Annotated in this window: 20 protein-coding genes; 9 read left to right on the top strand and 11 right to left on the bottom strand. The window is 59.9% G+C overall.

The window, feature by feature from the left end; genetic code table 11:
- The first annotated feature begins 114 nt into the window (after window positions 1-114).
- Complete coding sequence (locus ACIF4X_RS07340) at window positions 115-1191, top strand: 3-deoxy-7-phosphoheptulonate synthase (protein ID WP_102900377.1); 1077 nt, start codon at window positions 115-117, stop codon at window positions 1189-1191.
- Between the two features lie 60 nt (window positions 1192-1251).
- Here ACIF4X_RS07340 and ACIF4X_RS07335 read toward each other — a convergent pair whose 3' ends face one another.
- Window positions 1252-1533, bottom strand: a complete 282-nt coding sequence (locus ACIF4X_RS07335) for a GNAT family N-acetyltransferase (RefSeq protein WP_003226804.1) — start codon at window positions 1531-1533, stop codon at window positions 1252-1254.
- 639 nt (window positions 1534-2172) lie between these two features.
- On the opposite strand from ACIF4X_RS07335, the gene oprI reads away from it, so the two are divergent.
- Window positions 2173-2424, top strand: coding sequence for an outer membrane lipoprotei OprI (oprI, locus tag ACIF4X_RS07330; RefSeq protein ID WP_003199355.1), 252 nt, complete (start codon window positions 2173-2175; stop codon window positions 2422-2424).
- Between the two features lie 125 nt (window positions 2425-2549).
- Here the strand turns inward: oprI and ACIF4X_RS07325 are convergent, their stop codons facing one another.
- The 3 genes from ACIF4X_RS07325 to ACIF4X_RS07315 form a co-directional block, all read right to left on the bottom strand.
- A complete protein-coding gene (locus ACIF4X_RS07325) occupies window positions 2550-3521 on the bottom strand; it encodes a L,D-transpeptidase family protein (RefSeq protein WP_397481583.1) in 972 nt (323 codons plus the stop codon).
- A 135-nt stretch (window positions 3522-3656) separates the two neighbouring features.
- Window positions 3657-3950 (bottom strand): hypothetical protein, encoded by a 294-nt coding sequence (locus tag ACIF4X_RS07320; RefSeq protein WP_007908575.1) that lies wholly within the window; start codon window positions 3948-3950, stop codon window positions 3657-3659.
- 57 nt (window positions 3951-4007) lie between these two features.
- Entirely contained in the window at window positions 4008-4613 is a 606-nt protein-coding gene (locus ACIF4X_RS07315) for an arylesterase (RefSeq protein ID WP_007908573.1), read from the bottom strand.
- A gap of 10 nt (window positions 4614-4623) precedes the next feature.
- Here ACIF4X_RS07315 and ACIF4X_RS07310 point away from each other — a divergent pair, with 10 nt between their 5' ends.
- From ACIF4X_RS07310 to greB, 3 genes are read left to right on the top strand one after another with little or no spacing between them, the layout of a single operon-like run.
- Window positions 4624-5307, top strand: coding sequence for an ABC transporter ATP-binding protein (locus ACIF4X_RS07310; RefSeq protein WP_007939984.1), 684 nt, complete (start codon window positions 4624-4626; stop codon window positions 5305-5307).
- Window positions 5307-7811 carry an ABC transporter permease gene (locus ACIF4X_RS07305; protein WP_397481582.1) on the top strand — a complete coding sequence of 835 codons (2505 nt, stop codon included), beginning with the start codon at window positions 5307-5309 and terminating at the stop codon, window positions 7809-7811. The genes ACIF4X_RS07310 and ACIF4X_RS07305 overlap by 1 nt, the downstream gene beginning before the upstream one ends.
- A 34-nt stretch (window positions 7812-7845) precedes the next feature.
- Window positions 7846-8343 carry a transcription elongation factor GreB gene (gene greB / locus ACIF4X_RS07300; RefSeq protein WP_016985509.1) on the top strand — a complete coding sequence of 166 codons (498 nt, stop codon included), beginning with the start codon at window positions 7846-7848 and terminating at the stop codon, window positions 8341-8343.
- A gap of 6 nt (window positions 8344-8349) precedes the next feature.
- On the opposite strand, the gene ACIF4X_RS07295 is transcribed toward greB, so the two are convergent.
- From ACIF4X_RS07295 to ACIF4X_RS07285, 3 genes are all read right to left on the bottom strand, one after another.
- Window positions 8350-8658, bottom strand: coding sequence for a class I SAM-dependent methyltransferase (locus ACIF4X_RS07295; RefSeq protein WP_397481581.1), 309 nt, complete (start codon window positions 8656-8658; stop codon window positions 8350-8352).
- A 248-nt stretch (window positions 8659-8906) separates the two neighbouring features.
- On the bottom strand, window positions 8907-9341 hold the full coding sequence (locus ACIF4X_RS07290; protein WP_397481580.1) for a DoxX family protein: 435 nt from the start codon (window positions 9339-9341) through the stop codon (window positions 8907-8909).
- Between the two features lie 112 nt (window positions 9342-9453).
- The gene (locus ACIF4X_RS07285; protein WP_397481579.1) at window positions 9454-10875 is read right to left on the bottom strand and encodes a transglycosylase SLT domain-containing protein; all 1422 of its coding nucleotides are present in this window, start codon (window positions 10873-10875) and stop codon (window positions 9454-9456) included.
- A gap of 236 nt (window positions 10876-11111) precedes the next feature.
- Between ACIF4X_RS07285 and ACIF4X_RS07280 the strand changes: the two genes are divergently transcribed.
- The 3 genes from ACIF4X_RS07280 to ACIF4X_RS07270 all read left to right on the top strand — a co-directional run bounded on the left by ACIF4X_RS07280 (window position 11112) and on the right by ACIF4X_RS07270 (window position 14128).
- Window positions 11112-11918: a TatD family hydrolase gene (locus ACIF4X_RS07280; RefSeq protein ID WP_397481578.1), complete on the top strand. Its 807-nt coding sequence runs from the start codon at window positions 11112-11114 to the stop codon at window positions 11916-11918.
- A 175-nt stretch (window positions 11919-12093) separates the two neighbouring features.
- Window positions 12094-13575 carry a methyl-accepting chemotaxis protein gene (locus ACIF4X_RS07275; protein ID WP_397481577.1) on the top strand — a complete coding sequence of 494 codons (1482 nt, stop codon included), beginning with the start codon at window positions 12094-12096 and terminating at the stop codon, window positions 13573-13575.
- 187 nt (window positions 13576-13762) lie between these two features.
- The gene (locus ACIF4X_RS07270) at window positions 13763-14128 is read left to right on the top strand and encodes an Mpo1-like protein (protein WP_007908547.1); all 366 of its coding nucleotides are present in this window, start codon (window positions 13763-13765) and stop codon (window positions 14126-14128) included.
- 1 nt (window position 14129) lies between these two features.
- Here the strand turns inward: ACIF4X_RS07270 and ACIF4X_RS07265 are convergent, their stop codons facing one another.
- From ACIF4X_RS07265 to ACIF4X_RS07255, 3 genes are all read right to left on the bottom strand, one after another.
- Window positions 14130-14924, bottom strand: a complete 795-nt coding sequence (locus ACIF4X_RS07265) for an acyl-CoA thioesterase (RefSeq protein ID WP_397481576.1) — start codon at window positions 14922-14924, stop codon at window positions 14130-14132.
- 228 nt (window positions 14925-15152) lie between these two features.
- Window positions 15153-15917 carry a CHAD domain-containing protein gene (locus ACIF4X_RS07260; RefSeq protein ID WP_397481575.1) on the bottom strand — a complete coding sequence of 255 codons (765 nt, stop codon included), beginning with the start codon at window positions 15915-15917 and terminating at the stop codon, window positions 15153-15155.
- Between the two features lie 79 nt (window positions 15918-15996).
- Window positions 15997-16275 (bottom strand): hypothetical protein, encoded by a 279-nt coding sequence (locus ACIF4X_RS07255; RefSeq protein ID WP_007908543.1) that lies wholly within the window; start codon window positions 16273-16275, stop codon window positions 15997-15999.
- A gap of 216 nt (window positions 16276-16491) precedes the next feature.
- Here ACIF4X_RS07255 and ACIF4X_RS07250 point away from each other — a divergent pair, with 216 nt between their 5' ends.
- Complete coding sequence (locus ACIF4X_RS07250) at window positions 16492-17538, top strand: patatin-like phospholipase family protein (protein ID WP_397481574.1); 1047 nt, start codon at window positions 16492-16494, stop codon at window positions 17536-17538.
- 141 nt (window positions 17539-17679) lie between these two features.
- Here ACIF4X_RS07250 and ACIF4X_RS07245 read toward each other — a convergent pair whose 3' ends face one another.
- Window positions 17680-18378, bottom strand: a complete 699-nt coding sequence (locus tag ACIF4X_RS07245) for a response regulator (RefSeq protein ID WP_397481573.1) — start codon at window positions 18376-18378, stop codon at window positions 17680-17682.
- Between the last annotated feature and the right edge of the window lie 47 nt (window positions 18379-18425).

Here is an 18425-nt window from a genome sequence, read left to right as displayed (position 1 = left end):
TGTCGAGCAGGCGCTTTACGCGCTAAGGTTCCGCTCCCCGACGCGCTTAAATCTGCTGTGCTCCGCCGCGCGGGGATCGCTGGCGGCCGGCACCCGTGACCTGACGAGTAAACGATGGCTGATTTACCGATCAACGACCTAAACGTCGCCTCTAACGAGACCCTGATCACTCCCGATCAGCTCAAGCGTGATATTCCTCTGAGCGACGCTGCCCTGCGCACCGTCACCAAGGGCCGCGAAGTCATTCGCAACATTCTTGATGGCACCGACCACCGTCTGTTCGTAGTGATCGGTCCGTGCTCGATCCACGACATCAAGGCTGCCCACGAATACGCCGATCGCCTGAAGGTGCTGGCGGAGGAAGTCTCCGACACCCTGTATCTGGTCATGCGCGTGTATTTCGAGAAGCCACGCACCACCGTTGGCTGGAAAGGCCTGATCAATGATCCGTATCTGGACGACTCGTTCAAGATTCAGGACGGTCTGCACATCGGTCGTCAGTTGCTGCTGGATCTGGCCGAAAAAGGCCTGCCGACCGCGACCGAAGCCCTCGATCCGATCTCCCCGCAGTACTTGCAGGACCTGATCAGCTGGTCGGCCATCGGCGCGCGTACCACCGAATCGCAGACCCACCGGGAAATGGCTTCCGGTCTGTCCTCGGCTGTCGGCTTCAAGAACGGTACCGACGGCGGCCTGACCGTGGCGATCAACGCCCTGCAGTCAGTGTCCAGCCCGCACCGTTTCCTTGGTATCAACCAGGAAGGTGGCGTGTCGATCGTCACCACCAAAGGCAACGCCTACGGTCACGTGGTGCTGCGCGGTGGTAACGGCAAGCCGAACTACGATTCGGTCAGCGTGGCGCTGTGCGAGCAGGCGCTGGACAAGGCGAAGATCAAGCCGAACATCATGGTCGATTGCAGCCACGCCAACTCCAACAAGGATCCGGCCCTGCAACCGCTGGTGATGGAGAACGTCGCCAACCAGATCCTCGAAGGCAACCAGTCGATCATCGGCCTGATGGTCGAAAGTCACCTGAACTGGGGTTGCCAGGCGATTCCCAAAGACCTCGCCGACCTGCAATACGGCGTGTCGATCACCGATGCCTGCATCGACTGGTCTGCCACCGAGAACACCCTGCGCAGCATGCACGCCAAGCTCAAGGACGTGTTGCCGAAACGCCAGCGCAGTTGATCGGCGTTTTGCAGGCATAAAAAAACGCCGGGCAGTGCCCGGCGTTTTTGTGTGTGCGGTTCAGATTTTCGCGGCGCGGCGCTGGTGACGTTCCATGTAGCGCTCGACGTAGGAGCATGACGGGATCACCGTGTAGCCCATTTCTTCGGCGTACTGCAAAGCGCTTTCTGTCAGCGCGGCCGCTATGCCTCGGCCGCGCAAGGCATTGGGCACGAACGTGCGATAGATATCCAGGGTCTGTTTCCCCAGATCCATATAGGTCAGGTAGGCACGATGACCGTCCACATTGGTCTCGAACTGATGACCAGCCTGGTCATGGTGGATGGACAACGCCTCGCTCATCACTACTCCTCGCGGGTCTTGAATTCTGACCCCTACCTTACCGATGTTTTTCCGGCGAAGGAACATCTACGCCACCCCGTGCCTGATGGACACCGAGAAGAGCCACACCGATCTCGCGCAACCTGGCACCTGATAAATAGTAGGCACCATTGGCAAAAATGCTCAAGGTGCGCTCGTCATCAAGCGGGTTGACGGGGGTTGCTCCAAGGGACGTAGAGGTGATTGGGGAGAAGATCTTCCCGGGTCACTCACCTGAACATTGCCGGATGTTGAGATTTAAGACGTGCAGCCTTTTTTAAAGTCACCTCAACATGGACAAAGATAAGCGAAGCAGCGCGCAAAATCGGAACAAAAGTGTGGACGAATTCATCTAGACAGACTTTATCCAAGACTGCAAAAACAACACGTAGCAACGGGAACTTTTTCTCATTAACTCGCTCAGCTCGGGGCTTGCAGCTGGGTATTTTTTAAACAGCGCAGTTAAAAGTTGCTCGAAAAAGAATCAACGCCTACAATTTTTTTTGCTTCTTGCCTTACGTCAGTTTACTTACTACAAGTAATGGGTAGTATGTACGCCGGCTATTTCCTCAATCGTGAGGAGACAGCCACTTAATTTGAAAGTCCTTGAAGGGGAACACGATGAACAACGTTCTGAAATTCTCTGCTCTGGCTCTGGCCGCAGTTCTGGCTACCGGTTGCAGCAGCGCATCGAAAGAAACCGAAGCACGTCTGACCGCTACTGAAGACGCAGCTGCTCGCTCCCAGGCTCGTGCAGACGAAGCTTACCGTAAAGCTGATGAAGCTCTGGCTGCTGCTCAAAAAGCACAACAGACTGCTGACGAAGCTAACGAGCGTGCTCTGCGCATGCTGGACAAAGCTAGCCGCAAGTAATAATCCCTCGGGATTGTTATCAAGCCGACCCGATTTTTCGGGTCGGCTTTTTTGTGCCCGGTGCTTTTCTCCGGGCAATAAAAACCCGCCGACGCTACGCGCATCGGCGGGTTTTTAACCTCGACTTACTGCTGCAAGTCGATCGGTGTGTTCGAGACCATCGGCGCCGAAGTGTTCGGCGTGCCGATTTCAGTTGGCAGGCCATCTTCGGCTGCGACCACATCACGCACCACATCCCAGTTCACGCGCAGGTTGCTGGTGACGTCTTCACGCTTGAGCATCGCATTGATCACGGCAGTGTGCTTGTCGACCACCGACGGGTTGCCCTTGTCGTCGATCGGTGTGTGCGCTTCCAGATAGACTTTGCCGCCACTGCTGCCGAACTTGTAGGCATCGTTGAGGATGCGCACCGACGTACCGACCGGGACCATGCCGGCCATTTCCAGCACGTTGTTGTTGAACATGCGGAAGCAGCCGTGGCTGGTGCGCATGCCGATACCGAATTTCTTGTTTGAACCGTGGATCAGGTAGCCCGGCGTGCCCAGGGTGAACTTGAACGGGCCCAGCGGATTGTCAGGGCCGGCCGGCACTACGTTGGGCAGCGGATCACCATCAGCGGCGTGTTCAGCCTTGATCGACGCGGGAGGCGTCCAGGTCGGGTTTGGCGTCTTGGCGGTGATCGAGGTGTGCGCGATCGGCGAACCCCAGCCCTCACGACCGATACCCAGCGGGAACGTGTACACCACGTTGCGGCCTTTCGGGAAATAGTAGAGGCGGTATTCGGCAAGGTTGATGACGATGCCTTCACGCGGACCCGGCGGCAGAATGAAACGGGTCGGCAAGACGATCTCGGTGCCGGCGCCTGGCAACCAGGCATCGACGCCCGGGTTGGCCGCGACCATTTCCGAGTAACCCAGATCGTACTTCGTGCCCAGATCGGCGAAGGTGTCTTCGTACTTGGCTTTGATCACCTGCACCTGACCGATGATGTCTTCACCGGGTGGTGGCAGGGGAAACTCCAATGCAGCAACGGGACCGGCCACACACAGGGCGGCAAGTGACAGGCAGCGGGTGACGGCAGGAAAGCGCGGCAACATCCGGAAAATCCTTCGCATGATCAACAAGGGTATAGGAGCGCGATTGTACACCGCACCTTGGGAATTCGGGGAGATGGCCCGATAGGCAGACAGAAGTCTTCATGTAAGCGCTGTCGCAGGCTGCGATCTTTGCTTTTAAAGCTCGAAACGCAGCTCCGGCCAGATCGGCGAGGTGCCCCGCTTCTGCGACTCCAGAATCGCCCGGCACAGCGAACACAGACGCTGATCCTGAAACACCCGGCGATCCACACTCGACCAGCGTGGCTGCGCCGGCAGCAGGCTGCCGCAGAGGGTGCGATCAGCCGAGCCACCGAGTTCGAGTTGCCGCGTCACCAGATGCACCCGCACTTCCTGGCAGGCGAACAGATCCAGCTGCTCGTCAGGCTCGATCAGTTGGTAGGCAAACAGGGACCAGGCAGAACGCGACATCGGGGGCTCCAAATAAGGGGGCGCCACATTAGCCGAAAGCCTGCCCTTAGAAAAGCCTCATAACAGCGGTTTTAGCGTTGGCCAGACATTTTCCAGCAACTTGCCCTGAGCCCCGGCCGCCGGGTGCAGACCATCGGCTTGCATCAAGTCCGGATGGCCGCCCACGCCGTCGAGGAAAAACGGCACCAGCGGGATCTTTTTATCGTCGGCGAGTTTGCCGTAGACCTCGGCAAAAGCATCGGTGTAGCGCTTGCCGTAATTGGGCGGCAGTTGCATGCCGAGCAACAGCACCTTGGCCCCGCTCTGACGCGAGCTGTCGATCATCGAGGCAAGATTTTGTTGCAATTGATTTGGCGGCATTCCGCGCAAGCCATCGTTGCCGCCCAGTTCGAGGATTACCAGTTCCGGCTTATGCTCTGCAAGCAGCGCCGGCAGCCGCGCCTGGCCTCCGGCACTGGTGTCGCCGCTGATCGAGGCATTGACCACTTTGTCGTCGAAACCCTCCTGTTTGAGCCGTTGCTCGAGCAACGACACCCACCCCAAGCGGGTATCCAGTCCGAAACCGGCGCTGATACTATCGCCAACGATCAGGACAGTACCCGCCGCTGCGTTCTGGGCCATGCACATCAAGGCCAGGCCAGCACTCAAAAACCACACACGCATCGGATTCTCCATGGGCGCAAGCATTCTCACCGCGAAGAACCTCAGCAAAGTGGTTCCCAGCGCGGAAGGTGAACTGACTATCCTGCACGAACTCAGCCTGGAACTGAACAAGGGCGACAGCCTTGCCATCGTCGGCGCGTCCGGTTCCGGCAAATCCACCCTCCTCGGCCTGCTCGCCGGCCTCGACCTGCCGAGCAGTGGCGAGGTCACCCTCGCCGGCCAAGGCTTGAGCAATCTCGACGAAGACCAGCGCGCACGCATTCGTGCCGAGCATGTCGGGTTCGTCTTTCAGTCGTTCCAGTTGCTCGACAGCCTCAATGCGCTGGAAAACGTCATGCTGCCGCTGGAACTCGATGGCCGCAAAGATGCGCGTGAGCGTGCGACCGAATTGCTCCAGCGCGTCGGCCTCGGCCAGCGCCTGACGCACTCGCCGCGCCAGCTCTCCGGTGGCGAGCAACAACGTGTAGCGATTGCCCGAGCCTTTGCCGCCGAGCCCGATGTGCTGTTTGCCGACGAACCGACCGGCAACCTCGACAGCCACACCGGTGAGCGCATCAGCGACTTGCTCTTCGAATTGAACAAGGAACGCGGCACCACCCTGGTGCTGGTGACCCACGACGAACGCCTGGCCCACCGCTGCCGGCGTCTGATCCGACTTGAAGCCGGGCTGTTGGTCGCCCCTCTGGAGCCTTGATGGCACGTCTGCCGCTGTTGCGTCTGTTCAGTCTCGCCATTCGCCAACTGATGCGCGATGCCCGCGCCGGGGAGTTGCGGGTGTTGTTCTTCGCGTTGGTCGTGGCGGTGGCGGCGAGCACCGCCATCGGCTATTTCGGCGCCCGCCTGAACGGCGCGATGATGCTGCGCGCGACCGAATTTCTCGGTGCCGATCTGGTGCTGGAAGGCAGTTCGCCGGCTCGCGAGGAGCAGATCCGAAGCGGTACCGAGCTGCGCCTGAATCATGCGCAAGTGGTGGAGTTCTCCAGCGTCATCGCCACCGATAACGGCATTCAGCTGTCAAGCATCAAAGCCGTCGACCGCGCCTATCCGCTGCGCGGCGAACTGAAGAGTGCGCCAGCGCCTTTCGCCGCCGAACAAACCGGTGGCGAACCGCAACCCGGCGAAGCCTGGGTCGAGGCACGCCTGCTGACCGCATTGGATCTGAAGATCGGCGACAGCATCGATGTCGGCATGAAGACCTTGAAACTGACCCGCGTGCTGACCTACGAACCGGATCGCGCCGGCAATTTCTATAGCCTGACGCCGCGGGTGATGATCAACCTCGACGACCTCGCCGCCACCGGTGTCGTACAACCCGGCAGCCGCGTGAGTTACCGCGAACTGTGGCGCGGTGAACCGCAGGCGCTGGAAACCTATCGGCAATTGATCAAACCCGGTCTCGCCGCCAATCAGCGGATTCAGGATGCCCGCGATGGCAACCGGCAGATTGGCGGTGCGCTGGGCAAGGCCGAGCGTTATCTGAACATGGCCAGCCTGGTGGCCGTGCTGCTGGCCGGGGTGGCGGTGGCGTTATCGGCTAACCGTTTTGCCAGTCGCCGTTTCGATGCCAGTGCCTTGCTGCGCTGCCTTGGTCTATCACGCCGGGAAACCATGCTGCTGTTCAGTTTGCAGTTGACCGTGCTTGGTTTACTCGCCGCTCTTAGCGGTGCCCTGCTCGGCTGGCTGGCACAACTGGGTTTGTTCGCGCTGCTGCATGATTTGTTGCCAAGCGATGTGCCACCGGGCGGGCTGTTTCCAGCCATCGCTGGGGTCGGCACCGGGCTGGTGGCGTTGGCCGGTTTCGCCCTGCCGCCACTGGCCGCATTGGGTCGCGTGCCGCCGCTGCGTGTGCTGCGCCGGGACATGCTGCCGATTCCGTCGAGCACCTGGATGGTTTACGGCGCAGCCCTGGGCGCGCTCGGCCTGATCATGTGGCGCTTGAGTCTGGATCTACTGCTGACGTTCGCTTTGCTCGGCGGCGGCGTAGTCGCCGCGCTGGTGTTGGGCGGTCTGCTGTTGTTGCTGCTGCAAAGCCTGCGGCGGATGCTAGCCCGTGCTTCGTTGCCGTGGCGGTTGGGCCTGGGCCAGTTGCTGCGCCATCCCTTGGCAGCGGCCGGTCAGTCGTTGGCATTCGGCCTGATCCTGCTGTCGATGGCCTTGATCGCGCTGCTGCGTGGAGAACTGCTCGACACGTGGCAAAACCAGCTACCGAAAAACGCGCCGAACTACTTTGCCCTGAATATTCTGCCGGCGGACAAACAGGCCTTCACCGATCACTTGGTCAAAGTGTCCGCGCAAGCCGCGCCACTGTATCCGGTAGTGCCGGGACGCCTTATCAGCATCAACGGCGAAGCCGTGCAGCAAATCGTCAGCAAGGATTCGGCCGGTGACCGCGCTGTGCAGCGTGACTTGAGCCTGACCTGGGCAGCGGACTTGCCTGCGGGCAACAAGCTCACGGCGGGTGAATGGTGGAAAGATCAGCCGACCGACGATGTTCCCGGGGTATCGGTAGAAGGCAAAGTCGCCGAAAGCCTCAAGCTCAAACTCGGCGATCACATGGTGTTCAGCGTCGGCGGAGTCAACCGCGAAGCGAAAGTCACCAGCCTGCGCGAGATCAACTGGGACAACTTCCAGCCGAACTTCTTCATGATCTTCCAGCCCGGCACCTTGAAGGATCTGCCCGCGACTTACCTGACCAGCTTCTATCTGGCGCCCGGTCATGATCAGCAGATCGTCGAACTGTCACGGACCTTCCCGGCGGTGACCATTCTTCAGGTCGAAGCGCTGCTGGAACAACTGCGCAGCATCCTCGCCCAAGTCACTTTGGCCGTAGAGTATGTGTTGTTGTTTGTCTTGGCGGCGGGAATGGCCGTGCTGTTTTCCGGGTTGCAGGCAACACTGGATGAACGCATTCGCCAAGGTGCGCTGCTGCGTGCCTTGGGGGCCGAGCGCAAGTTGCTGGTCAAGGCACGACGCATCGAGTTCGGCCTGCTGGGTGCGGTCAGCGGTTTGCTCGCAGCCATCGGTTCGGAAGTGGTGAGCCTGGTGTTGTATCGCTACGCGTTCGATCTGCCGTGGCACCCTCATCCGTGGCTGTTGGTACTGCCATTGATCGGCGCGGCACTGATTGGGGGGGCCGGCGTGTTCGGTACGCGTCGGGCGCTCAACGCAAGTCCACTGACAGTGTTGCGCGAGGGTTGATAGACTCAGGCGGTCTTAATCACAAGAAGTTGCCATGAGCCGTTATCGCCCTCCACGCCCCGCCGGCACCGCGCTGATCACCCCCGAGGGTGAAGCGCGGATGCGCGCCGAATTCCATGAGTTGTGGCATGTGCGCCGCCCGCAGGTGACGCAATCGGTCAGCGAAGCGGCAGCTCAGGGCGATCGCTCGGAAAACGCCGAGTACACCTACGGCAAGAAGATGCTGCGCGAGATCGACAGTCGCGTGCGCTTTCTTACCAAACGCCTGGAAGCGTTGAAAGTCGTCAGTGAAAAACCCAGCGATCCGAACAAGGTCTACTTCGGCGCGTGGGTGACCATCGAGGACGAAGACGGCAAGCAATCGCGCTACCGCATCGTCGGCCCGGATGAACTGGATCTGAAACTGGGCCTGATCAGCATCGACTCACCACTGGCCCGCGCCTTGATCGGCAAGGCGCTGGATGCAGAAGTCAGGGTGCAGACACCCACCGGTGAGCAGTTCGTTTACATCGTCGCCATCGACTATCCGTAAAGCGCATCAGCGACGAGTGATCAAACCCTGCCGCGCAACGCGGACCAGTTGCTTGATCATCTCCGGCGTATCTTCGGCAGTCGGTGCCTGAATCACCGCGAGATCGAAACTGTCACTGGCAAAACGCGCCAGCGACTCGCCGTCTTCGACAAACTGGATCAGGAACGCAGCAGGACCGCCGCTGCGACGTGGCCAGCCATCGAGATAACGCAACAGCGTCGGCTGATGTTTGCCGCCAAGGAGAATTTTCGGGTTGCGTTGAGTGATATGCGCGGTGATCGGCGCGGGACGTGCTGGAGGGCGTAGTGCATTCATCGTGTCGTGTCTCTGCCTCAAAAGTCTGCATGGCAGGTGAGAGGCAACACCGAACCAGCGCTTTAGCGGTATTTCGAAGCCCTGTTCCGGCTTCTGACGGCAACTGTTGAAGTCACCTGGCGCCCCGCAAGTAGCTGTTTAAATCGGCGCATGGGCAACATCCTAGAGAACGTGACCGATCAGTGTCAAGAATCAGCCGCAACAAAAAAGGCCCGCACAATGCGGGCCTTTTCCTTGAGCCAGAGCGTTTAACCGGCGATGGCGCGGTCCACCGAGAGCTTGCCGGCGCCTTCGACCAGGACGGCGAGGCTGCCACCGAGCAGGGCCAGGGCGAACTCGTAACCGTTGTTGGCCATAAACAGACCGTTGCTGATGTGTACAGTGAAGATCGCCACCAGCGACAGGAAGGTCAGACCCAATGCTGCCGGACGCACCAGCAGGCCGATGATCAAGGCCAGGCCAGCGAAGAACTCAGTACCGCCCGCCAGCGTCGCCATCAGGTAGCCCGGGTGCAGACCGATGCTGTCCATGTACTGCGCGGTGCCTGCCAGACCATACCCACCGAACAGACCGAAGAGTTTTTGCGAGCCGTGAGCGGCGAAGATCACGCCGACAGCAATGCGCAGAATGGTCAGACCGTAACCGGCGCGGGTGAACAGTACTTTATTGATCAGAGAGCTCATGGGGCATTCCTTGTTTTTGCGAGAAGTTGTGTGTGTTGGTTGGCCGCTATATTAATCAGTAAATTTCATGTTAAAAGCGCAAATATTCCGCCATAACAATCAGTTTATTAGATCATTTCCGTGAGACGACTTTTTGCGCCCCGGGCTCCAACGACTCCCGCTCCCGGTCGAACGCCAAGTAATACTTGTTCACGCTATTAACATAGCTGACCGGCCCCATTCCTACCTGCTCCATGGCAACGCGCTCGACCTGGAAGAACCACTGATTGGGGTTCAGCCCGCGCCGCCGAGCTTCAGCGCGCATGCCCTGCACGCGCTCGGGGCCGATGTTGTAGGCCGCCAGCGTGAAGGCCATGCGCTCGCGCTCGTTGAGCTTGGGGCTGTTGAAGAACTTGCGGCGAATCATCGCCAGGTACTTGGCCCCGGCCTGCACATTCGCATCGAGATTTTGAATGTTGTTCACACCGACTCGCTGCGCGGCGGACGGGGTGATCTGCATCAGCCCGGTCGGGCCGCTGCCGCTGCGGGCATTGGGTTGCAGGCGTGATTCCTTGAACGCCAGTGCGGCGAGGTTCAACCAATCCATGTTCTGCGCCTGCGCATGTTTCTGCAGGGTCGGGCGCAGTTTTTCCAGACGCTGGCGGTCGGCCTTGGCCAATGGATAGTGGACTTGATAGAGACGGCGATAAATGCGCAGAAACGCGGCATCTTCGTTCGACGGCTTCTTGTAACCGCCGAGGAAGCGGTCAATGCTCGCGCGCAGCATCGAAGCATCACGGCGCACGAACCAGTATTCCTCGCCCGGCTCGCTGATCATCAGTTGCCGGTCAAAACGCAGCTTCGGCAGGATCTTGCCCCATCGCTCGGCGATAGGTTGCTCGACGATGGTCAGGTGGAAAATCCCGCCCTGAACCATCTCCAACACGTCTTCAACCGCCAGGGTCGGATCGACCCATTCGATCTTGATCGGCGCCAGTTTGTGCAACGCCAGTTTCTGATTGAGCTGACTGACCGCCTCCCCCGCCGCACTGCCGGTGGGCAACGCCAGGGTTTTGCCGGAGAGCTGTTCGACCTTGGTGTAGCGTCGCTCGCCCTTGATCCCGACCAACACCAGCGGCACATTGCTGGCGATCGGTTCGCTACTGGCGACGGCATAGCCAGATTGCAGATCGAGCAATTCACCCGGTGCGACCAGATCACCTTCGCCACGCTGCAAGGCGCCGAGCAATTGATCCTTGGCTTTGGGAATGATTTTGAGAGTGATCTCCTGACCATCGCGGGCATGGCCGTTGAGGTATTGCTCGAAGGCGCGCAGACGATGGTATTCGACGCCGATGGCCTGACCCTGGACTTCGCCGGAACTGTTGCGGCTCTGATTGACCAGCACACGCAACACGCGGCTGCTGCGAATCTCGGACAAGTCCCGCACCTTGGCGGCCGGCACGGCTTGCAAAGGCCCGGGCAGGCGCGCGACCGCCGTCATCGGCAGTAGCAGCGATCCACACAACAGGAGCAAAACCGAGGGACGAACCATCCACTCTCCGGAAAGAATACGGGGCGATTTCATCGTTAAAAGGTCGAAATCACCGACGAAAACAGAGCGCCATGAGCGCTGGCAACGTGCGAGAGACTGGCACAGTAATGGCACTTCTACCAAACCGGTCTGCGTCGCGGCATCAACAGACAGCTATAACTCGTTGTAGTTCTTGGCTTTTCTTATGAATCTACAGCTCTGGTATGCTTTCCGGCCTTCGGCCCGAGGTAGCAACCATGCAACTCATCGATATCGGCGTCAACCTGACCAACCCCAGTTTCGCCGACAAACACCAGGCCGTGCTCGACCGTGCCTATGCGGCCGGGGTCTGCCAACTGGTGCTGACCGGCACCAGCGTCGAGGGCAGCGAACAGGCTCTGGAGTTGTGCCAACAGCTGGATGAGAGCGCTCAACGGCTGTTCGCCACCGCTGGTATTCACCCGCATTCGGCCAGTGACTGGAACGCTGACAGCGCCCATCGTTTGCGCAGTCTGTTGCAAGAAAAAAACGTAGTCGCCGTGGGTGAATGCGGGCTGGATTTCAACCGTGATTTCTCGCCGCGCCCGCAGCAGGAAAAAGTCCTCGAAGAGCATTTGGCGTTGGCCGTTGAACTGCAATTACCGGTGTTCCTGCACGAGCGCGATGCCAGCCAGCGCCTCTTGGAAATCCTCAAAGTCTTCCGCGATCAACTGCCCGCCGCTGTGGTGCACTGCTTCACCGGCGAGCAAAAGGCGTTGTTCAGCTACCTCGATCTGGATCTGCACATCGGTATCACTGGCTGGATCTGCGACGAGCGCCGCGGCACGCATTTGCATCCGCTGGTGAAAGAGATCAAGCGCGGACGCTTGATGCTGGAAAGTGACGCGCCCTATTTGTTACCGCGCACATTGCGGCCGAAACCGAAGAACGGGCGCAATGAGCCGGCGTATCTGACTGAAGTGCTGCGTGAAGTGGCGTCGCATCGCGGCGAAACCGAGGAAGATCTGGCGGCGCACACCACCGCGTGTGCCCGCGCGTTCTACAACCTCCCGGCATTCGCATAAGCCGCAAAAGATCGCAGCCTTCGGCAGCTCCTACAGGATGTACGCCATCCCAATGTAGGAGCTGCCGAAGGCTGCGATCTTTTGATCTCTTGACCCACATCAAATCGAGCCTTCTGCATAGCGGCACAATGCTGGCACCTTGCCAAAACTGTTTCCGCTATCAGAGAAGACCTCCATGGGTGCCTGGCTTAGCAATATCTCGCTGAAATACAAATTCTGGGCGGTCAATGCGGTCGCCTTCGTCACCACCCTGTTGCTGGTGCTATACGCCGTGCAGCTCGAACAACAGGCACGCAGTCACGCGTCTCAGGTCTCGGCGCAAGCCCAGGCGCAATTGCTCAAGGCCTGGCCGGTCGGGCAGCCACTGCCCAAAGCCGATCAGGTGCTGACCTTCAAACGCGGCGAAGCACCACGCCTGAATGATCAACCACTGCTGGAAATCACCGACAGCAGCGGCTGGAACGAAATCAATCACCTGCCGCTGTTCGGCGACAACCCGTTGATGGGCGCCGAAGTGTTCAGCCGCACCGATGGCCAGCAAGTCGCAGTGATTGCCTTTGGCCCGAGCCTGACTCAGGTGTTCAGCGAACGGTTTGCCAACTATGCGGTGGCTGTGTTCATTCTGATGTTCGCCATGCTATGCGCCTCGCAGTTGCTGATCCGCTTCCTGCTCAGCCAGCTCAACACGTTGAAAGACGTGATGCTTCACGTTGAGAAAAGCGGCGATCTCTCGGCCCGAGTGCCGCTGGCCGGCAAAGACGAAGTCGGGCAGATGGCCAATGCGTTTAACGCGATGCAGGCCGGTTACCAGCGCGTTGTGACGACCGTCGCCAACACCGCACGGCAACTGGATGTCGGCGCGGCGCGACTGGCATCGAGCATGAACGAAGTGCGCCACGGCATGCTCGGTCAGCAGAGTGAAACCGATCAGGCCGCCACCGCGATCAACGAAATGACCGCCACGGTTTATCACATCGCCCAGCACGCCGGCGCCACCCGCGACTTGTCGCAGACCGCCGATGGCCTCGCCGGCAGCGGGCAGCAGGTGGTTGCCCGGGTGCAGCACTCGATTGCCGGGCTCTCCAGCGGTGTGCAGCAGACGGCCGAGATGATTCAACGGCTGGCCGAGGACAGTCAGAAGATCAACGGCGTGGTCAGCGTGATTCACAGCATTGCCGAGCAGACCAATCTGCTGGCGCTGAATGCCGCCATCGAAGCGGCCCGCGCCGGTGAAATGGGCCGGGGATTTGCCGTGGTTGCCGACGAAGTACGTAATCTGGCCAAACGCGTGCAGACCTCGACCGACGAGATCACCACGATGGTCTCGGCGTTGCAGGCCGGCACTCGCGACGCAGTGGATTTCATGCAGGAGAGTTCGTACAAGGCCGACGACTGCGTGCAGCAGGCGCAAGAGGCTGGCGAAGCGCTCGCGGAAATCACCGGGGCGGTGGCGCAGATGCGTGAAAGCAATACGCAGATTGCCGTGGCGGCGGAGCAGCAAAGCCAGGTTGCCGAGGAGATGAACCGGGCGGTGGTGAGTATCCGTGATGTGACCGAGAACACCGTGCAGCAAACGGTGGATTCGGCGACGACCAGTAATGAACTGGCGACGTTGGCTGGGGAGTTGAGCAAGGCAATAGGTCAGTTGAAGCTCTGAAGATCAAAAGATCGCAGCCTTCGGCAGCTCCTACAGGTGTACGCATTTAAATGTAGGAGCTGCCGAAGGCTGCGATCTTTTTTGTCCATCATCCCTATGATGCCAATAGCCAACCTTGATTCGCCGCCCTCCACGCCCGGGCCTATTCTTCAACCATGAGTTCAACATGGATCGAGGAGTAGCCAACATGGGCAAACGTCACCCCAACCTTCCTGCGTGGCAATGGCGCGCTTACCCGGGAAATCATCAGCATCCGACCAATCTGGTGCTGCACCTGATTGCCGTGCCGTTGTTCATCGTCGCATTTCTGCTGATCGTCTCCGGGGTGTTCAGCCTGAGTCTGGCCAGCGTCGCCATCGGCGTGATCGGTATCGTCGCGGCGCTGGGTTTGCAGCGCCATGGCCACAGCCTGGAGGCGCAAGCCTCCGAGCCGTTCAGTGATCGTAAAGATGCGGTGTCGCGCTTACTGGTCGAGCAGTTTCTGACCTTTCCGCGGTTTTTTCTCAGTGGCGGCTGGTGGCGCGCCTGGCGTGAGCGCCACCGTCGGCATTGAGTCAGGCGAAGATCGTGACCGTCTGGCGACTCATCGCAATCAACTCACCTTCAGCGTTCCACAACTTGGCGGCGACATGGCCGTAGCCGTCGGCGGCGTACTCGATATCGGCCAGGTATTGGCACCAGTCCAGCGTACTCAAGTCGCGTAACGGCTGTACGAATTCGATGGTCCAGGTCAACGTGCTGCCCGGTGCCGGCTTCTTCAGATACGGCAACAGCGCGGGCGGCCATGCATCCACCAGAGCCAGCAGGTGCGCCTCTTTGACCGGTTCTTCTTTGACATCCCCACGCAACCGCACCCAGCCGCCCATCAGCCGCGATTGATTGCCGGTGAACGGCATGCCGCCGACGCTCCAGCGCATCGCCAGATGGCGCATGAATTCCGGGGTCACGCCTTTGATGTAGGGCAACTCCTGGCATTCGTCCCAGCGCTTCATTACCGGCGCCGGATACGCTTCTACGGCGACCTCCGAGGGCCGCGAGGCACCAAAACTGCCCTGAACGATCGTCACCACCTGGCCATTCTGCATCGCCCGGCCCATGACCTGACTGACGGCTTTGCCTTCGCGCAGCACCTCCACTTCGAAGCTCACCGGGACTTCAGGCTCGACCGGGCCGACAAAGGTGATCGCCAGCGAACGCACCGGACGATCCGCCGGGACTTTCGCACGCATGGCTTCGTATTGCAGCGCGGCCACCAGACCACCAAAACTGGCACGGCCCTGACCCCATTCGGCAGGAATCGTCAGTTCCGGTTGGCGGCGGACCGCATCGAGCAGATCGCTAAAGCGCATGGCAACCTCAGAAAGCGAGAAAGGAATGCAGGGATCTTAACCAGACCTGCACAGCGCCGCAGCGTCTATTCCGGTCAAATGGGCTGACAGAAAGGCCTTAGCGCATTTCAAATACAGACACAAATCCCAATAGGAGCTGCCGAAGGCTGCGATCTTTTGATTTTTAACAACAAGATCAAAAGATCGCAGCCTTCGGCAGCTCCTACAGGGGATATCGCGGGGCTAAGGTTATTTGAAGCAGGCAGCGCTGAGTTTTTCCAGCACGCGATCAGCCTTGCTTTCGGCCTTGATCATGGTCGCCTGCCAAGTGGCGACGCAGGGTTGCAGATCTGCCTCCAGCTCGGCTTTCGCCAGCCACTGCCAGCAATCGTGCCAGTCGCCCAACGCGCCTTGGGCCGACTTCAATCGCGCCAGCGCCGCCTCGGGCAGACGATCCAGTTCAGGATAGGCTTCGATGCCATAGCGCACGCGTTTGATCAGCAAACGCAAGCGATGACGGTCGTGAGCGGGATCATGCAACGCCTCATCAAGTTTCTGCCATTGCTTGCCCAAGCGTTTTTCGATGCGTTTGTCCAAGCCCTTGAGCAAACCCTGACGCTGTGAGGCACGCAGGAAACGCGGGAAAGCGTCGAGAATCATCAACAGCGAAGCCACCTCGGCACTCGCCGCCAGCGCCGGATAAGCCTCGGCCATCTGCGCCATGCGGCGTTGCGCGGCTTCAGGCTGATCATGCTTGAGCAGGTACGCAGCAAGCACCTCGCGATCACGCCACGGTGTGGTCAATTGGCCGACCGCCGAGGCGGCATCTTCCAGTTGCTCGACACCCGGCAAACCGCGCAATGGACGCAACAGGCTGCGCAAGCGCCGCACCGTGGTGCGCAGATCGTGCAGCGCCTCGGGGTCGGTACGTGCCGTCAGTCGTGCCTGACAGGCCAGCAGCCGCACTTCCAGACTCAGGACATGAGCCACCAACCGGTCAACCAACGCAGACATCACTTGCTCCTGATTCAAATGGCTTTGACGAACATTCTGCCGTCCAGTGAACGCAGCTTCCGTGCTTCACGTCAGCAGCTTAGCGGCCGGCGCGGGATTCGCGAATGTAGAAACGCGCCTTCTCGGCCTTCTTGCTGCAGCCTTCAAACCCTTCGAATTGCTGCTGGGTCTTGGCTGCAGTCAGCAGCGACAACGCTTTCGAGTAGCTGACGGTGCCGGCAAAGCCTTCGGCCTTGGCCAGATCGAGCTCGTGCCACGCCGCGTCGAGCTGGCTGCCGCAGCTGTCGCGGTAAGCGGTTTTACCGGCGCAACCGGCCAATGCCAGAGCCATCAACGGCACACAGATCCAGGCTTTCATCACTCACACCTCAAAATAGGGCAACAGTCGTGCAGGTAAGACGGTAAGGCTGCGAAAAAGTGCCTTGCCGACGGGTGAAACCGCGCAACTGAGAAGGATAGCGCCGAAGGGTCATGCAGTATCAAAAAAACGACGTCACCGGCGCACTCAACGACCACGGCGATTGAGCCGGCTCGGCGATGGGTGCATTGTGGAACCTTGTCGGGAGGACGCTGGATGAAAAAACGTGTCGCGCTGGTACTGGGCTCCGGTGGAGCCCGGGGCTATGCCCATATCGGGGTCATTGAAGAGATCGAGAAACGCGGTTACGAAATCGCCTGCATTGCCGGGTGTTCGATGGGCGCGGTAGTTGGCGGGATCTATGCCGCCGGCAAACTCGACGTTTACAAGAACTGGATCGAAAGTCTCGACTATCTGGATGTGCTGCGCCTGGTCGACGTGAGTTTTCGCCTCGGTGCGATTCGCGGGGAAAAGGTCTTCGGCCAGATCCGCAAGATCGTCGGCGAGGTCAACATCGAAGACTTGCGCATCCCCTACACCGCCGTCGCCGCCGACCTCACCAATCAACAGGAAATCTGGTTTCAGGAAGGCTGCCTGCATCAGGCCATGCGCGCCTCGGCGGCGATTCCCAGCCTGTTCACTCCGGTGATGCAAGGCAATCGCATGCTGGTCGACGGTGGCATTCTCAACCCGTTGCCGATCGTGCCGGTGGTGTCGAGCCACTGTGATCTGATCATCGCAGTCAATCTGAACTCGACCAACCAGCGTCACTACAAACTGCCGGTGATCCAGCGCCCCGCCGCGTTCCGCTCACGCTTCGACAGCCTGATCAGTTCGCTGGGGTCGAAGATGCCGTTCCGCCGAACACAGGCCGAGCAACTGTTGCGGCTCGAGCGGGAAGCGCTGCGCGCCGAAGCGGCGGACATCAATCCATGGCTTGAAGGCGCCGAGCCGGAGAGCCAGCAACCCGCCGCCGCACCCGAGCGTGAAGGCGCGCCGAAATCGGCGACCGGCTCGTTCATCATCGATAACGTCGGGCCGGCATCGTTGCTGGATTTGATCAACCAGAGTTTCGAGGTAATGCAGACCTCGCTGGCGCAGTACAAGATCGCCGGGTATCCGCCGGATATCCTGATCAACGTACCGAAGCGGGTGTGCCGGTTTTTCGAGTTCTACAAGGCGCCGGAGTTGATCGCATTGGGGCGCGAGATTGCGCGGGATACGCTGGATCGGTATGACAGTGAGCAGAGCAGAGAGCCATGAAGCTCTCCGCTGGCTGTAAGGGCCTCATCGCTGGCAAGCCAGCTCCCACAGTGGTCGGTGTGATACACAGATTTCCATCACAACTGAAAAACCTGTGGGAGCTGGCTTGCCAGCGATGGCGTCTGCCGGGACAACAAATGGCTAAAGAGTGTTGTCACTAATCAGCCGATAGCCAACCCCGGCTTCAGTGACAATAAACCGCGGTCGCGTCGGATCATCCGCCAGTTTCTGCCGCAAATGCCCCACCACAATCCGCAGATAATGGCTGTCCTCGGTGTGCGTCGGCCCCCAGATATCCTTGAGCAATTGCTGCTGGGTGATCACCCGCCCAGGATGCCGCGCCAGTTGCGCCAGCACCGCGTATTCCTTGCGGGTCAGCGCCACTTCAACACCGTCGAGCAGCACTCGCCGATAAGCCAGATCCACCGTCAACGGGCCGAAGTTCAACGCCGCCTGCTGCGCCTCTCCCGCCGGCGCCTGACGCAACAAGGCGCGGACCCGAGCGAGGAACTCCTGAATGCCGAACGGCTTGGTCACGTAGTCATTGGCGCCGCCATCCAGCGCCTGGACTTTCTGTCCTTCGCTGGCGCGGACCGACAACACCAGCACCGGTGCCGTGGCCCACTCGCGAAACTCGCGAAGCACTTGCTGGCCATCCATGTCCGGCAAACCGAGGTCGAGCACGAGCAAGTCCGGTTTGTTCAGCGCCGCCTGCGCCAGGCCTTCGGCACCGGTGCCGGCCTCAAGCACTTTGTAGCCCTGGGAAGCGAGGCTGATGCGCAGGAATTTGCGGATCTGCGGTTCGTCGTCGATGACCAAAATGGTCGCGGTCTGGCTCATGAATTCACATCAACACAAAAGAGTGGCAAGAGAGTAGCGCAGTCCGC

The organism is Pseudomonas sp. NPDC085632, from assembly GCF_044541255.1.
In the GTDB taxonomy this organism is placed as follows: domain Bacteria; phylum Pseudomonadota; class Gammaproteobacteria; order Pseudomonadales; family Pseudomonadaceae; genus Aquipseudomonas.
This window is presented reverse-complemented; position numbering and strand designations above follow the sequence as displayed.

Coding starts and splice junctions, on each gene's coding strand:
- ACIF4X_RS07340 (WP_102900377.1), top strand. CDS start 115: ATGGCTGATTTACCGATCAACGACCTAAACGTCGCCTCTAACGAGACC.
- ACIF4X_RS07335 (WP_003226804.1), bottom strand. CDS start 1,533: ATGAGCGAGGCGTTGTCCATCCACCATGACCAGGCTGGTCATCAGTTC.
- oprI (WP_003199355.1), top strand. CDS start 2,173: ATGAACAACGTTCTGAAATTCTCTGCTCTGGCTCTGGCCGCAGTTCTG.
- ACIF4X_RS07325 (WP_397481583.1), bottom strand. CDS start 3,521: ATGTTGCCGCGCTTTCCTGCCGTCACCCGCTGCCTGTCACTTGCCGCC.
- ACIF4X_RS07320 (WP_007908575.1), bottom strand. CDS start 3,950: ATGTCGCGTTCTGCCTGGTCCCTGTTTGCCTACCAACTGATCGAGCCT.
- ACIF4X_RS07315 (WP_007908573.1), bottom strand. CDS start 4,613: ATGCGTGTGTGGTTTTTGAGTGCTGGCCTGGCCTTGATGTGCATGGCC.
- ACIF4X_RS07310 (WP_007939984.1), top strand. CDS start 4,624: ATGGGCGCAAGCATTCTCACCGCGAAGAACCTCAGCAAAGTGGTTCCC.
- ACIF4X_RS07305 (WP_397481582.1), top strand. CDS start 5,307: ATGGCACGTCTGCCGCTGTTGCGTCTGTTCAGTCTCGCCATTCGCCAA.
- greB (WP_016985509.1), top strand. CDS start 7,846: ATGAGCCGTTATCGCCCTCCACGCCCCGCCGGCACCGCGCTGATCACC.
- ACIF4X_RS07295 (WP_397481581.1), bottom strand. CDS start 8,658: ATGAATGCACTACGCCCTCCAGCACGTCCCGCGCCGATCACCGCGCAT.
- ACIF4X_RS07290 (WP_397481580.1), bottom strand. CDS start 9,341: ATGAGCTCTCTGATCAATAAAGTACTGTTCACCCGCGCCGGTTACGGT.
- ACIF4X_RS07285 (WP_397481579.1), bottom strand. CDS start 10,875: ATGGTTCGTCCCTCGGTTTTGCTCCTGTTGTGTGGATCGCTGCTACTG.
- ACIF4X_RS07280 (WP_397481578.1), top strand. CDS start 11,112: ATGCAACTCATCGATATCGGCGTCAACCTGACCAACCCCAGTTTCGCC.
- ACIF4X_RS07275 (WP_397481577.1), top strand. CDS start 12,094: ATGGGTGCCTGGCTTAGCAATATCTCGCTGAAATACAAATTCTGGGCG.
- ACIF4X_RS07270 (WP_007908547.1), top strand. CDS start 13,763: ATGGGCAAACGTCACCCCAACCTTCCTGCGTGGCAATGGCGCGCTTAC.
- ACIF4X_RS07265 (WP_397481576.1), bottom strand. CDS start 14,924: ATGCGCTTTAGCGATCTGCTCGATGCGGTCCGCCGCCAACCGGAACTG.
- ACIF4X_RS07260 (WP_397481575.1), bottom strand. CDS start 15,917: ATGTCTGCGTTGGTTGACCGGTTGGTGGCTCATGTCCTGAGTCTGGAA.
- ACIF4X_RS07255 (WP_007908543.1), bottom strand. CDS start 16,275: ATGAAAGCCTGGATCTGTGTGCCGTTGATGGCTCTGGCATTGGCCGGT.
- ACIF4X_RS07250 (WP_397481574.1), top strand. CDS start 16,492: ATGAAAAAACGTGTCGCGCTGGTACTGGGCTCCGGTGGAGCCCGGGGC.
- ACIF4X_RS07245 (WP_397481573.1), bottom strand. CDS start 18,378: ATGAGCCAGACCGCGACCATTTTGGTCATCGACGACGAACCGCAGATC.